The organism is Aureimonas sp. SA4125 (genome assembly GCF_019973775.1).
In the GTDB taxonomy this organism is placed as follows: Bacteria; Pseudomonadota; Alphaproteobacteria; order Rhizobiales; family Rhizobiaceae; genus Plantimonas.
This window is the reverse complement of the sequence record NZ_AP025032.1, coordinates 4,916,918-4,930,820: the sequence shown is the minus strand read 5'-3', so window position 1 is coordinate 4,930,820 and position 13,903 is coordinate 4,916,918. Positions and strand designations below refer to the sequence as shown.

The following is a 13,903-nucleotide window of genomic DNA, read 5'->3' as shown; positions in this document are numbered from 1 at the left end:
AATGAGTGACTTTCAGCCAATCGACCGCAGCAGCCTGTACGAAGGCGTCTACGCCAGGCTTGCGCTCGCGCTGACCGAGGGGGCGCTGAAACCGGACGACAAGCTGCGCATCCGGACGCTGTCGGACCAGTTCGGCGTCAGCGTCACACCGGTACGGGACGCGATCCTGCGCCTGGTCGAGGCACATGCGCTGGAGTGGCGTGGCCCGAAAGATATCCGGGTGCCGCGAATGACGGCGCGGCAGCTGGACGAGGTCCGATTGATCCGGTTGCGGCTCGAAGGGCTGGCAGCGCGGCTGGCGGCCCAGAACATCGATCGGCCGGGCCTCCTCGCCCTTGCCGGGGTCGTTGCAGACAACGAGCGGGCACGATCGGCCGGAAATATTGCCGCGGCGGTGCGCCTGAACCGCGAATTCCACTTCAGCATCTGCGAAGCCGCCGGCCTGCCGGTGCTGCGTGGCATGATCCAGAGCCTCTGGCTTCGCATGGGTCCCCTGATCGCGTCAGTCTACGAACTCGGCGGGGAGGCGATGATCCGTCACCACTACGACATCCTGCGGGCGATCGAGGAGGGGGACGGCGACGCGGCCGATACCGCCATCCAGGCCGACATCAACGACGCCGTGAAGTTTTTCGAGCTTGCTGGAATTCTGGGGAACGGGCCGTAGACTCCAACCGTGGGCTCGGCTGGCGTCCCCAACCGGGTGGGTCTCAAAACTTGATCGCCGGCCCCGAACTCCAGTGCAGGAAACAGAAACAAGGGACCGCGCTGCGCCCATTTCGGGCGCTCGACGTGAGTGGGCTCACACCTCATCGCTGACATTCGTCACAGCCGATCGCAGAGTGCCCGCCTTGGCTCTTCTGGGTCGCTCGGAGACGTTCTGTCGCACCGGAATCGGCCCCGGCAAAGGCGCACTTCAGAACTGGACCCCACGCGTCAGCGCGCCGTCGATGACGAGGTTCGTGCCGCTGACGAAGCTGGCCGCAGGCGAAGCGAGAAACACGACGCCGTTGGCGATTTCCTGCGGCGTCGCCATCCGTCCCGTGGGGTTGAGGGCGAGCGACTCTGCGAAGAGTTTCGGGTTGCCCGTCTCGATCTGATCCCAGATGCCGCCGGGAAATTTGGTATTGCCGGGCGAGGCCGTATTCGCGCGGATACCCTTGGCGGCAAGCTGGTAGGCCAACCCTTGGGTGTAATGGATTATGGCCGCCTTCATCGTGCCGTATGGCCCGGCGGTGAAGTCGATCTCGCGGCCGGACACGCTGGAAACTGTGACGATCGACCCCTTCCCGCTCTTCTCTAGAAAGGGCATCGCGGCTTCGACGAGGCGAACGGTGCCCATCAGATCGGTCTGGAATTCCTTGTTCCAGCTCTCTTCTTCAGCCCCGATGGAAAGAGCGCTGACATTTGCGACGACAATGTCGACGCCGCCGAAGTCCGCACCAACCTCGGCGACCCACGCCTTCAGAGCCGGCCCGTCGGACACGTCCACCACGGCGCCGGTGGCCCGGCCGCCGAAAGCTCCCAGCCTGTCGGCCGCGGCCGCCACCTCCCCGGCATTGCGCGCGCAGATTGCGACGTCGCAGCCTTCCCGGGCAAGCGTTTCGGCAATGGCCCAGCCAATCCCTTTGGTGCCGCCGGTGACGAGTGCTTTGAGGCCCTTCAAGCCGAGATCCATGGCAGATACCTTACGTGGCGCGGGTGGGACGTGGCGCGGGCGGGACGTGGCGCGGGTGGGGGCGTGCGATCTTCGCCCGCTTCAGATGATCGAGGCAGCAAGCCAGCACAAGTTTTCGCATTTGCGCCAGCTTGGCAAGCGGCAGAACATCGGGAAGGATCCACCTTGCGAAAAACGGCGCCGGGCATCCGAATGGGCGATTGACACCCCCGGCAACGCGCGTCGGCTTAAATCCTAGGCGTCGGGCAGAGCTGCCACATCGCGCCACGGAATTCGACAAGCTTTCACTCACATCGGCACCGTCGCCACCCAGCATCCAAGCTGAGGGGGCTTTTTGGGTTTGGACGACGATGACAAGGCGCACGCACCAGATCGGCTTGATCCTGTCGACGGCCGGCTCCTACGGGGCGCTCGGTCAGTCAATGCTGAACGGTGCCCTGCTCGCCTGTCGCGAACTGTCGGCGGATCCGGCGCTCGGCATTACGCTGGAACCGGTACACCGCGATCCCGCGGGCCTGCTTCCAGCCTATGCCGACGCTGCCGAAGCGCTTCTGAGGTGGTGCAGATCGTCACCTCCGAGAAGGTATCCGACGAGATCGCCCGGCTGCGCCGCGAGAGCATGCGCGCCCGGATGAGCGTCGAGGCCTTCAGCGAAATGCTGGTCCAGCGATGGCTTCCCCTGTGCTTTTGGACCTAGATTGCAAGCTGGCGCCGCATTTCCTCCAGACGTTCCATGGCAATGACACCGTCATGAATCGTCGGCGCCGGTGTCGCCTCGCCCAGGAGGCCGGGGACCACGTCCGCCAGGAGAGCATGATAGCCCTTGTAATCCTCGTTGGCGGCGGCGGTGAAGTTCGGCTTCCATGTGAGCGAGTCTTCCGCGTCGAGAAGCGTCGCGGCGGGATCGGACACCTTGAAGGGCGGATTGCGGTGCCAGCGCACCTCGACCACGTCATCGATCTCGAGGCGCTGATGGTCTCCCATGATCTCGATGCGCTCGACGGGTGTGCCGCGAGACTGGACCGTGCCCATGACGACCGTGCCAATCGCCCCGCATTCGAAGTCAAAGCCGACATGGAAGAGGATGTGGCCAGGGGTTTTCTCGACCTTGCGGGCCGTGATCTTCGTGACCGGCGAAACGAGATGCGAGACCAGGTCCATGTAGTGGACGCAATGGTGCAACAGGAACCCGGTATAGTCGACGTTGCCGGTGAAGTAGCCGGGCGCTGTCATGTAGTAGCCGGTCAGGCCGAGCACATCGCCGAAGCGGCCGGACTTCAATACGTTGTGGGCAATCTTGTTGCCGACAGAATAGCGTTTCATGAAGCCGACCAGGAGCGGCTTGCCCGAGCGCCGCGAAGCCTCCGCGAGCTCGCGCGCCCCCGCGGCCGAGCCGGAGGGCGGCTTTTCCATGAAGACGGGAAGGCCCTTCTGCAGTGCCGCCTTGCCGAAGGTGAGATGCTGGTCCGGGCCGACGGCCATTCCGATCGCGTCGAGGCCGCTCGTGGCGATGAGCGCATGCGCATCCGAGGTCAACGTGGAGACGCCGAACTGACGCCCCGCCACCTTCAGGCGATCGGCGTCGATATCGCAGAGCGCGGCGATCTCCACGTCGTGACGCAGGAGCTGCGGCAGCAGCATCTGCGTTGCATGAAGGCCGCAGCCGATCCAACCGATCCGAAGTGTCATCGTCTGAATTCCGTCAGTGCGAGGTGAGACTTTATGAACGCCGCGCTGGCGGCGAGCCGCTCGCTTTCGTCTTCGTGCGGCGGGCGCCACTGCGCGAACGGCACGCCGAAGCGGTCGTCGTTCCGGCGGAACGGTTCCAGCGAGATGGGACCGCGATAGCCGACCTCGTGGAGAGCGCGGAAGACAGACACCCAGTCGACCGAGCCGGTTCCGGGAAAGCCGCGATGGTTCTCGTTGGCCTGGAAGTGCCGGATGCGCGCCCCGCCAAGGAGAATCGCCTCGGCGATGGACGCTTCCTCCATCGCCATGTGGAAGGTGTCGAGCATCAGCTGGACGGACGGGTGATCGACGGCGTCGAGCAACTCGATCGCCTGCTGCGTCGTGCAGAGGACATCGCTTTCGAAGCGGTTCAGCGGCTCGACGGCAAGCGTCACGCCCGTTCCGGCCGCATGGGCGCCGGCGGCTTTCAGGCCTTCGACGCAGCGGGCCTTGCGGGCCAGCCGCTCCTCTTCCGTCACCGGTGCGGGCGGGCGTCCGGCAAAGACGAGGGGATTCCCCGTGAGCGGCCCGCCGACGATCGTGGCGCCGAGCTCGATGGCGCAGTCGACGGTGTAGCGCAGATAGTCGACACCGCCCCGATGGGCGTCCGGCTCGGCCGAGGAAAGGTTGCGCTGGAGATTGACGCGCGCGGCGAGCACGACGCCGAGGCCGGCATCGGAAAGCGCCTTGGCCGTCTCGCGCGTGTCGAGTTCGCCGGGCTCGGGAACGAGCAGTTCGACGAAATCGAAGCCGAGCTTCTTCATCCTGACAAAAAGCGGGAAATGCTCGGCCGTGAAAGGCCTCGCATATTGCATGGAGATCAACCCGACCGGGTTCATGAGGCAATCTTTCCTTGGCGGAGGGACGGGAAGTTCGGATGGCGGCGTGCGGTCAGCCCTTGACCGCGCCTTGCGTGAGGCCGCCGACGAGTCGGCGTTGGACGAGGAGGAAGAGGATCGTGACGGGAAGGGCGCCGACGACGCCGCCAGCCGCGAGCAGGCCCCATTCGATCTGGAACTCGCCGATCAGCGTCTGGATGGCGACGGTGACGGTGCGCACGTTTCGCCCGCCCAGCGTCAGCGCGTAGAGATACTCGTTCCAGGCCGTGATGAAGATATAGATGCCCGTCGAGATGATGCCGGGCAGCGCCAGCGGCAGGACCACCCGCCGAAGGGCGGTGAGGCGCGAGCAGCCGTCGATCATCGCGGCCTCGTCGAGGCTTTTGGGAATCGCCCCGATATAGCTCGTCAGCATCCAGACCGCGAAGGGAATGGCCGTCGTCGCATTCGCGATGATGAGCCCGATATGCGTGTCGAGAATGCCGAGCCGCCGCATCATGATGAAGAGCGGCAGGATGAGGAGGACGATCGGGAACATGTTGACGAGGAGGAACTGCAGCATCAGCGCCTTTCGCCCTGCGAAGCGGAAGCGCGAAAAGGCATAGGCCGCCGTTACCGATACGAGAAGACCGAGAACCACCGTTCCGAACGCGACGATGAAGCTGTGGCCCATATTGTCCAGGAAGGACGTCTGCCTGAGCAGCCGCACGTAATTGTCCGTGCTCCAGCCGGACGGACCGACCGAGACGCCCTGCGAGACGATTTCGGCCGAGGGGGTCAGCGAGGTCAGGATCATCCAGGCAAAGGGACCGAGTGCCAGAAGGACGATCAGCGCGACCGGAATGTGCGTCGTCAGGAGACGCTTCAGGAAGCTCTGGCGGTTCATCGTTCGACCTCCCGCATCGTGCGGGCGATGTAGATCGCGACGACGGAGCCAAGAATGAGCGTGAAGGTCACTGCGATCGCGGAGCCGTAGCCGAAGTCGAGGTTCTGGCGCGCCTTCACGAAGGCGTAGAGCGGCAGCGTCGTCGTAGCGTAGCCGGGGCCGCCGCCGGTCATGACAAAGATGACGTCCATCGAGTTCGCCACCCAGATGACCCGGAGCAGTCCGGCGGTGGCGAGTACGGGGGCGATGCCGGGCAAGGTGATGTGGCGGAACTGACGCCAGGCGCTGGCGCCGTCGATCGAGGCGGCTTCGTACTGGCTCTTCGGGATGCCCTGGAGGGCCGCAAGGATCATCACGGCGAAGAACGGAAAGCCCTGCCAGGTCAGCGTGGCGATGATGGCATAGATCGCGATGTCGGGATCGGCGAGCCATGGCACGGCCGCGGTGATGACGGAGAGATAGAGGAGAAGATCGTTGAGGACGCCGATATTGGGATCGTAGATCCAGCGCCACATCAACGCGATCACCACGCTCGGCAGCGCCCAGGGAATGATGACGAGCGCGCGGGCGAGACCCCGCCAGGCGAACTCGCGATTCAGGAGAATGGCCGCGAGGAGCCCCAGCCCCATCTGCAGCGGCACGGTGAGGCCGATCCAAAGCGCGGTGTTGCCGAGCGCTTCCCAGAAGACGGGATCGGCATAGAGCTTGAGGTAATTGGCGAGCCCGACGAAGTGGCTCGCATTGGGGCGAAACAGGATCAGTTCGTAGAAGCTCGTCATCACCGCTTCCGCCATCGGCAGGAAGACGACGACGAGAACGACGAGGACCGCCGGCGCCAGAAGCGCGTAGGGCGTCAGCCCCTCGCGCGAGAAGCGCCGTCGCGGCGCGCCTTCCAACGCGGATATGTCTTGAAGCGTGGACATGGAGATGCGCCTTCGGATCGACCGAGAGGATGGGCACCGGAGGCTCCGGCGCCCAGGTTGGGAAGCGGCTATTCGGCGAAGAGCGCCTGCAGCTTCTTCATCATCTCGGCCGGGGTGATCTGGCCGGTCATCGCCTGCTGCATCGAGGCCTGCCATTCGGTGTTGACGAAATCGGCCGTCGCGGAAGACTGCGGCAGGACCGCCGCGAAGGGCAGCGAGGCGAGCGTGGCATCCACGAAGCGCTTCTCGTGTCCGGCCCAGCCGGCAGAACCCGTCTTCGTCACCGGCAGCTGGTTGGTCGCCTTGACGAACTCAACGTTGTTCTCCGGCTCGGCCAGGAAAGAGATCCACTTCCAGGCCGCGTCCTTCACTTGCGAATCGGCGAAGATTGCCAGCGACTCGTCGCCATAGGATGTCCAGGCCTTCCCGTCGCACTGGGGTACCGGCACCGCCGATACCTTGTCGCCGAGCGCCGCGACGAGATCCTTGGACGAGCCGATATGGTGGATCGTCATGGCCGTCTTGCCGGACTTGAAGGCGCCGATGATCTCCTGGAAGCCGTCGTTCGGCGAGGAGGGCGGGATCGACTTGTCCTTGGTGAACATGTCGACCAGCCACTCGTTGGCGGCGATCGCCTGAGGATTGTCGAGCCCGCCTGGCTTCAGCTCGGCGCCCCGCGAAAGGACGAACGAGCCCCACTGATCCCAGCCGCCCTTTCCGCCGCGAAAGCCGAAGCCGTAAGTGTCGGGCGCCTTGGTCAGGGTCCTGGCGGCGGTACGGAACTCCTCGCAGGTTTTCGGGGGCTGCAGGCCGGCTGCCTCGAAGAGGTCGGTGCGGTAGTAGAGGTAAAGGACGACGTACTGGATGGGGAGATAGTAGGCGCTGCCGTCCGGTCCGGCGTTGAGGGGCAACAGATTGTCGAGAAGCTCGGCCTTGCCGGGCCAGGCGTCGATGCGCCCGCCCAGAGGCTCCAGCGCGCCCATCTCGATCAGGCGCGGCTGGGCAAAGAGCTTCACCATCGCCGCGTCCGGGGCGTTGCCGCCGACGAGCGCGGTGTAGAGATTGTCGTAATAGCTGTTCCAGGGGACGTTCTCGGCCTCGATCTGGATATCGGGGTTGGCCGTCTGGAACTTCGTGACGAGAGCCGACATCGGGTTCTCGGGATTGTCGAAATGGTACCAGAAGCGCACCGTCTCCGCTTGCGCCATCGAGGCGCCGAGCGATGTGAAGAGGGCAAGCGCCCCGGCAAGAAGTTTCAGACTTTTCATAATCATTCCTCCCATTCGTTTTTCAGGAAAGGCCGCGGACAAAATCCGCCGCCCGCCCCAGCGCCTCCCGCGCCTGGGGTAGTTCGTTGCTCATCTGCAGGAAGCCGTGCACGACTCCCGGTACGATCGTCGTGCGCTCCGTCCGGCCGCAAGCGGCAAGCCGCGCCTCCAGACCCAGCGTGTCGCTGAGAAGCGGGTCGATGCCGGCCGCCATCAGATGCAGCGGCGGAAGGGCGGCGAGCGCCGAATCTTCGGCCAGAAGCGGCGATACGAGCGGCGACCGACGCGCCGTTTCGTCCGCGAGGTAGTAGGCCCAGTAGCGCTGCATCTTCGCGCGCGTGAGGCCCGGCCCGTCCGCGAAGATCCGATAGGACGGCGTCTCGAAATCGGCGGCATAGACGCCGTAGAAGAGAAGGGCTGCATCGGCCCGAAGCCGCCCGGCCTCGTGGAGCATCGCCGAGACGCAAAGGCCGGCGCCGGCGCTGTCGCCCGCCAGCACCAGCGGCCCGGGACGAACGCCGAAGCGTGCCGTTGCCGCAAACGCCGAGCGCCAGGCGGCGACGACGTCGAGCAGCCCCGCGGGATAGGGATGCTCGGGCGCCAGTCGGTAATCCGGCAGGATCACAGGCAAGCCGGCTTCGGTGGCGAGAACCCGCGCGCAGCGCTCGTGACTTTCCGGGCTGCAGAAGGCGAAACCGCCGCCATGGACGAAGAGAATCGCACCCGCTCCGGCGTTCGGGGGAACGATCGCCAGGAGACGGGTATCGGCCGAGCCGAGGACGGCATCCGCGGACACGACGGCCGTCCCCACGCGCTCCATCGGCGGCAGGTCGACGTTCCAGCGCCTGTTTCCCTCTTCCGCGACGCGCCTTCCTTCCGCCGGCTGCAGGAGCGTCGGATCCGGCTGCGGTCCGTCTTCCGCAGCCATCCGAGCCATCAACGCAGCCATCTCGGGCGCAAGCTCGGTCGCGAAGGCCGGGGGAGCTTCGACGGTGCTCATTGGATCTGGTCCGGAAAGACGTTCGGGCCGAAATCCACGATCGTCGCGATATGGTGAAAAAGCGCGGCCGAAGCGGCGGCGAGGTCCCGGGCTTCGATCGCGGCGACGATGGGTTCGTGACGCTGGGCCGTCTGCACGAGATCGCGCGCCTCCGCCGAGCGCGAGATCTTGAAGCGGTGATTGTGAAGGAGGCAGCGCCGCAGGATCGGGTCGAGTGCGCCGAGCTTGGCATCGGCAAAGATTCGACTGTGGAACTCCCGGTCGATGGAGGCGAGTTCCAGCTCGTCACCCGCCTTGGCAGCCTCCACCATGGCTTCCTGGAGGGCCTTCAAGTCCGCCGTCAGCGTGCGGCTGGGATGGCGCAGGACATGGACAATGCCCCGGCATTCGATGGACTGGCGGATGCGGAAGAGCTCGACCGCCTCCTCCAGCGTACAATCGGAGACCTGGGTGCCACGATACCCGTTGCGCTGGACGAGGCCTTCGTCCTGAAGCTGGAGCAGCGCTTCGCGCACCGTGCCCTGGCTGCAGCCGAAGCGCATCGCAAGGTCCAGCTCGACCAGGGCGTGCCCCGCGGCGAGCTCGCCGAGCATGATCTCGCGCTTCAGGGAGGTGAAGGCTGCGGCGGACTTGCCCGTCGCGACGCGCTTTCCCGCTCCGTTGCGGCGCCCGATCAGACCATGCGGCTCGTTCAATCCGACCTCCCTTGCCAGTCATTATCGATATCATTATTGATAATAGACGAAAGATCAAGCGGTCGGAAGGAGACCCATGTCAGCCATCGCCTTGAAGGCCATCCGCAAGGACTACGGCTCAGTGAATGTGATCAAGCGGATCGACCTCGAGATCGCGAGCGGCGAGTTCGTCGTCCTCGTCGGCCCGTCCGGCTGCGGCAAGTCCACGCTCCTGAGGATGATTGCGGGACTGGAGGAAATTACCGCCGGCGATCTCGTGATCGGCGGACGCTCCGTCGGGCACCTGCCCCCGGCCGAGCGCAACATCGCGATGGTGTTCCAGGATTACGCGCTCTATCCGCACATGAGCGTCGAGGACAACATGGCCTTCGGCCTGAAGATGCGAAACGCCGATCCCTCCGCCATCGCCGAGAAGGTCAAGGCGGCTTCCGCCATCCTGAAGCTGGATCCGTTTCTTGCTCGACTTCCCGCGCAACTCTCTGGTGGCCAGCGCCAGCGCGTCGCCATGGGGCGCGCCATCGTGCGCGATCCCGATGCCTTCCTCTTCGACGAGCCTCTGTCCAATCTCGACGCGGCGCTGCGTGTCGAGATGCGATTGGAGATTGCCAAGCTTCATCGGCGCATCAAGGCGACGACCGTCTACGTCACGCATGATCAGGTCGAGGCCATGACCCTGGCAGATCGGATCGTGGTGATGAACGGGGGAAACATGGAGCAGGTCGGAGCGCCGCTCGACCTCTATCACCGACCTCAGACACTCTTCGTGGCGAAGTTCATCGGCAGTCCGACAATGAACACGCTCGATTGCGATGTCGTGGCTGGTGGGGACGGCCACCTTCGGCTCCGTTTGCCCATCGGCGAGGTCGATGTGCCGCTTCCCGATGCCCCTCGCGCCCTCGAGCGCGTCACGCTCGGCATTCGCTCGGAAGATCTCGAAGTCTGCTCTTCCGAGGCGGCGTGGTTCACAGGCGAGTTGTCGGTCGTCGAGCGGCTGGGCAGCCAGATCTTTGGCTATATCGACATCGGCCGAGACCGGATGATGACGGTGGAGTTCCCTCGGACCAGCACGGTCCACGTCGGCGAGCGCATTTCGGTGGCGGGGCGGGGAGAACGGGTTCATCTCTTCAATTCGAGTGATGGCCGTCGCATCAACTGAGACCGCTTCGATAGGCCGAGGGTTCGATTCGAAGAAAAGCCATCCCGCTTTAGTCTGAGGAAAGTGAACGGCTGCTTTTGCTGCTTTGTGCGCTGGGAGCGGCAGGACCGCTCGGGAATGAGGAACTGCCGGGGCCGCCGGCTCATGGCAGCGGGGGCCGCCGGTGGGCGGTCGGAACTACCGCCTCGCGACATCACCGCGGCCGTAGGCGAGCAGCATCACGATGATGACGGTTCCGTAGATGATCTGACGGCCGGCTTCCTCCATCTGCATCACGGCGAGGATCGATTGCAGGAGGGTGATCAGGATGACGCCGGCGATCGTGCCGAGATAATTGCCGCGGCCGCCGAGGACGTTCGTGCCGCCGAGAACAACGGCCGCGATGGCTGGCAGGAGATAGCTGTCGCCCATGGCCTGGTAGGCCTTGGTCGAATAGCCCGCCAGGAGCACCCCGGCGAAAGCCGCCGCGGCCCCGGAGAGAACGAAGCAGCCGATGATGACGGCATTGGTGTTGACGCCGGAAAGATAAGCCGCCTGTTCCCGGTTGCCGACCGCATAGACCCGCCGGCCGAAGGCGGTCCGGTTGAGGAGGAAGATCACCGCCGCGCCGACGATGATCCACATGAAGAGCGCATTCGGAATGCCGAGGATCGGCCGGGCGACCGCCAGAAAGTGCATGGCGTCGGTCGCATGATCCTGCGGGGCCGAGCCGCCCGTGTGAAGCACCATCAATCCCTGCACCACCGCGTTCATCCCGAGGGTGAAGATCATCGACGGCAGCCGGAGATAGGCGACGCCGAGCCCGTTCACGAGACCGACCAGCGCGCCGCAGAGTATGCCGGCCGGAATGGCGAGGATCTCGCCGGGGGTGCCGTACCAGCCCGCCACCGCCGTCGCCATCATCGCGCCGAGCGTCACCGTCCAGGGGATCGAGAGATCGATATGCCCGATCAGGATCACCAGCATCGCGCCCGAGGCGATGACACCGAGGAAGGCGCTGATCTGCAGCTGTTGGAGAAGATATTCCGGCGACAGGAACTCGCGTGAATACATCGCGCCGCCGGCCAGAAGAACGGCGATGCAGCCAAAGGCGATCATGACGGAGCGATCGAGACCGAAGCGGGCAAGCCGCGCCGGCGAGACGGGAGGGGAGAGAAGATCGGTCACGCCAGGACTTCCAGCCGGTTGCGGATGCGCAGCATGCGAATGGCGCCGAGCGAGACCGCGGCCAGGAGCACGACGCCCTGGAACAGCGGCTGCCAGAGCGGATCGAAATCGAAGACGAAGAGGAGATCCTCGATCGTCCGCAGCACGAAAGCGCCGAAGATCGAGCCGATGGCCGAGCCCCAGCCGCCGAAGAGCGAGGTTCCGCCAATGACGACGGCGGCGATCGAATTCAGCGTGTAGGTGCCGGCGATCGGCGCGGAGGCTTCGCCCGAATAGGTGTTGAAGGTCAGCATCAGGCCGCCGATCGAGGCGAGAAAGCCCGACAGCGTGTAGGCCAGGAGTTTTGCCCGCTGGACCGGCACTCCCGACATGTAGGCGGCCTGCTCGTTCGAGCCCGTCGCATAGGCCGCGCGCCCGAGGACCGAACGGCGGAACGGGACCCAGACGAAGACGACGACGGCGAGGAGCACCGCGAGGGCGGCCGGAACCGTCCCGAACATCTGACCCGTCAGCATGTCGGCGATGTCGGACTGGACGTCTCCGCCGGGGCCCGGCCGCACGATGAGCGCTAGACCGTAGAAGATCGCGCCCGTCGCCAGCGTCGTGATGATCGGCTGCAGCCGTCCCCAGACGACGATGGCGCCATTGAGGAACCCGGCGAGTGCGCCGATGCCGAGCACCACGACGATGCCGAGCGCCCCCTCGCCCGGCGTCCCGACGACGATGGACGAGGCGACGCAATTGGCCAGGACGAAGACCATGCCGACCGACAGGTCGAGACCGCGCGTCAGGACGGGCAAGGTCTGAGCCATCGCCACCAGCGCCAGGAGAACCGCCTTGTTCGTGGCCGTCGTCGCCACCGCCGGCGTCAGACCTGCGGAGTGGTTGGAGATGTAGAGGGCGAACATGGCGGCGAAGAGCAAGATGGCGCCGAGAAGGCCGCGGTGATGGCGGACGAAGAAGCCGAGATCTCTCACGCAGCATGCTCCCCGACGTTGAAGGCGGTCTCGATCATGGTCGTCTCGTTCAGCGTCTCGCCGGCGAGTTCGCGCGCGACCTTCCCGCCGTACATCACGAGGACGCGGTCGCAGCAGCCGATCAGTTCGGCATAGTCGGTGGAGTAATAGAGGACGGCCAGACCCTGCCCGGCCAGGTCGCGCAGCAGGCGGTAGATCTCCTGCTTCGTGCCGACGTCGATTCCCCGGGTCGGATCGTTCAAGAGAATGATCCCAGGGCGGGTCATCAGCCATTTGGCCAGCACGACCTTCTGCTGGTTGCCGCCGGACAGGTTCGAGACCGGCGCCGAGAGGTCCCCCGCCTTCACCTTCAGGCTCTGTACCATGTCCCCGATCGCGGCCGCCTCGCGGCTTCGGTCGATCGACAGGCCGGACTTGAAGCGCGACAGGGCGGCAAGGCTCATATTGTCCTCGACGCTCATCGCCAGCATCAGCCCCTCGGTCTTGCGGTCCTCGGGGATTAGCGCGAGCGGCAGGTCGCAGCGCATGGCCGCGCGCGGACCGTCGATCTTGACCGGCCGGCCGCCGACGTCGATCGTCCCCGACACGTTCTTCAGGACGCCGAAGAGCGCCAGGAGAAGTTCGCGCTGACCCTGGCCGTCGAGCCCGCCAAGCCCGACGATCTCGCCCTTCCTCACCTCCAGCGATATGCCGCGAAGTTCGCGCCCCCAGGTCAGATCGCGGGCCGAGAGAGCGACCGGCGCGTCCGGCGATGGCGCCGGCTTTTCGGGATAGGGATGGGTCACCTCCCGTCCGATCATCATCTGCACGATCTCGTCGACCGAGCGGGCGCCTTTGCGGAAAGTCTCGATGTGCCGGCCGTTGCGAAAGACGCTCGCGACATCGGCAAGGTCCTCGATCTCCTGCATGCGATGCGACACGTAGAGAATCGCCACCCCTTCGCCGCGCAGGCGACGGATGATCGCGTAGACACGCTTCACGTCCTCGGCGGTCAGGGCCGACGTCGCCTCGTCGAGGATCAGCACCTTCGGCTTCTTGGCGAGCGCCTTGGCGATCTCCACCATCTGGCGCCGCGAGAGCGGCAGGTTCTTCACCAGTTCGCTCGGATGCACGTCCTCGCAACCGACGAGGGCGAGGAGCTCGCTCGCCCGGCGCCGCTGCGCCCGACCGTCGATCAGGCCGAAACGACGGGGCGGATCGACGATGGACAGGTTGTCGGCCACCGTCATGTCCGGGATCAGCGACAGTTCCTGGAAGACGCAGACGACGCCGGCGGCCATCGCCTGGACCGGGTTGCGGAAGACGACCTTGTGGCCGTCGACATAGACGTCGCCGTCGCTGGGATCCGTGACGCCCGATGCGATCTTGATCAGCGTCGACTTTCCGGCCCCGTTTTCGCCGAGCACGGCGTGAATCGTGCCGGGCCGGGCGGCGAAATCGACATCCGTCAGCGCCGCGACGCCGCCATAGCGCTTGGAAACGCCGCGAAGCTCGAGGACCGGCGCGAGGCCGCCGTCCACGCCGGAGATCTGCCGCGTCACGGACGGGTTCGACGCCTGGCCGGGCAATGGCCTCGACGGGGAAGA

14 protein-coding genes are annotated in these 13,903 nt (G+C 65.4%); 3 read left to right on the top strand and 11 right to left on the bottom strand.

Annotated elements, in window-relative coordinates; all coding sequences use genetic code 11:
• Nucleotide 1: 1 nt before the first annotated feature.
• Nucleotides 2–667, top strand: a complete 666-nt coding sequence (locus tag Sa4125_RS23315) for a GntR family transcriptional regulator (RefSeq protein ID WP_224002232.1) — start codon at nt 2–4, stop codon at nt 665–667.
• A 249-nt stretch (nt 668–916) separates the two neighbouring features.
• Here the strand turns inward: Sa4125_RS23315 and Sa4125_RS23310 are convergent, their stop codons facing one another.
• Nucleotides 917–1,678, bottom strand: coding sequence for an SDR family NAD(P)-dependent oxidoreductase (locus tag Sa4125_RS23310; RefSeq protein WP_224002230.1), 762 nt, complete (start codon nt 1,676–1,678; stop codon nt 917–919).
• A gap of 556 nt (nt 1,679–2,234) precedes the next feature.
• On the opposite strand from Sa4125_RS23310, the gene Sa4125_RS23300 reads away from it, so the two are divergent.
• A complete protein-coding gene (locus Sa4125_RS23300; protein WP_224008205.1) occupies nt 2,235–2,375 on the top strand; it encodes a hypothetical protein in 141 nt (46 codons plus the stop codon).
• Here the strand turns inward: Sa4125_RS23300 and Sa4125_RS23295 are convergent.
• From Sa4125_RS23295 to Sa4125_RS23265, 7 genes are all read right to left on the bottom strand, one after another.
• On the bottom strand, nt 2,372–3,367 hold the full coding sequence (locus tag Sa4125_RS23295) for a Gfo/Idh/MocA family oxidoreductase (protein ID WP_224002228.1): 996 nt from the start codon (nt 3,365–3,367) through the stop codon (nt 2,372–2,374). The two genes, Sa4125_RS23300 and Sa4125_RS23295, sit on opposite strands and share 4 nt — an antisense overlap.
• Nucleotides 3,364–4,245: a sugar phosphate isomerase/epimerase family protein gene (locus Sa4125_RS23290; RefSeq protein WP_224002226.1), complete on the bottom strand. Its 882-nt coding sequence runs from the start codon at nt 4,243–4,245 to the stop codon at nt 3,364–3,366. Before Sa4125_RS23290 ends, Sa4125_RS23295 begins: the two co-directional genes overlap by 4 nt.
• Nucleotides 4,246–4,297: 52 nt before the next feature.
• Nucleotides 4,298–5,131 (bottom strand): carbohydrate ABC transporter permease, encoded by an 834-nt coding sequence (locus Sa4125_RS23285; protein WP_224002224.1) that lies wholly within the window; start codon nt 5,129–5,131, stop codon nt 4,298–4,300.
• Nucleotides 5,128–6,054: a sugar ABC transporter permease gene (locus tag Sa4125_RS23280; RefSeq protein ID WP_224002222.1), complete on the bottom strand. Its 927-nt coding sequence runs from the start codon at nt 6,052–6,054 to the stop codon at nt 5,128–5,130. Before Sa4125_RS23280 ends, Sa4125_RS23285 begins: the two co-directional genes overlap by 4 nt.
• Nucleotides 6,055–6,122: 68 nt before the next feature.
• Nucleotides 6,123–7,322 carry a sugar ABC transporter substrate-binding protein gene (locus Sa4125_RS23275; RefSeq protein WP_224002220.1) on the bottom strand — a complete coding sequence of 400 codons (1,200 nt, stop codon included), beginning with the start codon at nt 7,320–7,322 and terminating at the stop codon, nt 6,123–6,125.
• 22 nt (nt 7,323–7,344) lie between these two features.
• Nucleotides 7,345–8,322: an alpha/beta hydrolase gene (locus tag Sa4125_RS23270; RefSeq protein WP_224002218.1), complete on the bottom strand. Its 978-nt coding sequence runs from the start codon at nt 8,320–8,322 to the stop codon at nt 7,345–7,347.
• A complete protein-coding gene (locus Sa4125_RS23265; RefSeq protein ID WP_224002216.1) occupies nt 8,319–9,017 on the bottom strand; it encodes a GntR family transcriptional regulator in 699 nt (232 codons plus the stop codon). Before Sa4125_RS23265 ends, Sa4125_RS23270 begins: the two co-directional genes overlap by 4 nt.
• A gap of 76 nt (nt 9,018–9,093) precedes the next feature.
• Between Sa4125_RS23265 and ugpC the strand changes: the two genes are divergently transcribed.
• Nucleotides 9,094–10,173, top strand: a complete 1,080-nt coding sequence (gene ugpC, locus Sa4125_RS23260) for a sn-glycerol-3-phosphate ABC transporter ATP-binding protein UgpC (RefSeq protein ID WP_224002214.1) — start codon at nt 9,094–9,096, stop codon at nt 10,171–10,173.
• Between the two features lie 177 nt (nt 10,174–10,350).
• Here the strand turns inward: ugpC and Sa4125_RS23255 are convergent, their stop codons facing one another.
• The 3 genes from Sa4125_RS23255 to Sa4125_RS23245 all read right to left on the bottom strand — a co-directional run bounded on the left by Sa4125_RS23255 (nt 10,351) and on the right by Sa4125_RS23245 (nt 13,837).
• A complete protein-coding gene (locus tag Sa4125_RS23255; protein ID WP_224008190.1) occupies nt 10,351–11,271 on the bottom strand; it encodes an ABC transporter permease in 921 nt (306 codons plus the stop codon).
• 65 nt (nt 11,272–11,336) lie between these two features.
• The gene (locus Sa4125_RS23250) at nt 11,337–12,317 is read right to left on the bottom strand and encodes an ABC transporter permease (RefSeq protein WP_224002212.1); all 981 of its coding nucleotides are present in this window, start codon (nt 12,315–12,317) and stop codon (nt 11,337–11,339) included.
• Entirely contained in the window at nt 12,314–13,837 is a 1,524-nt protein-coding gene (locus tag Sa4125_RS23245) for a sugar ABC transporter ATP-binding protein (protein WP_224008189.1), read from the bottom strand. Before Sa4125_RS23245 ends, Sa4125_RS23250 begins: the two co-directional genes overlap by 4 nt.
• Nucleotides 13,838–13,903: the final 66 nt, after the last annotated feature.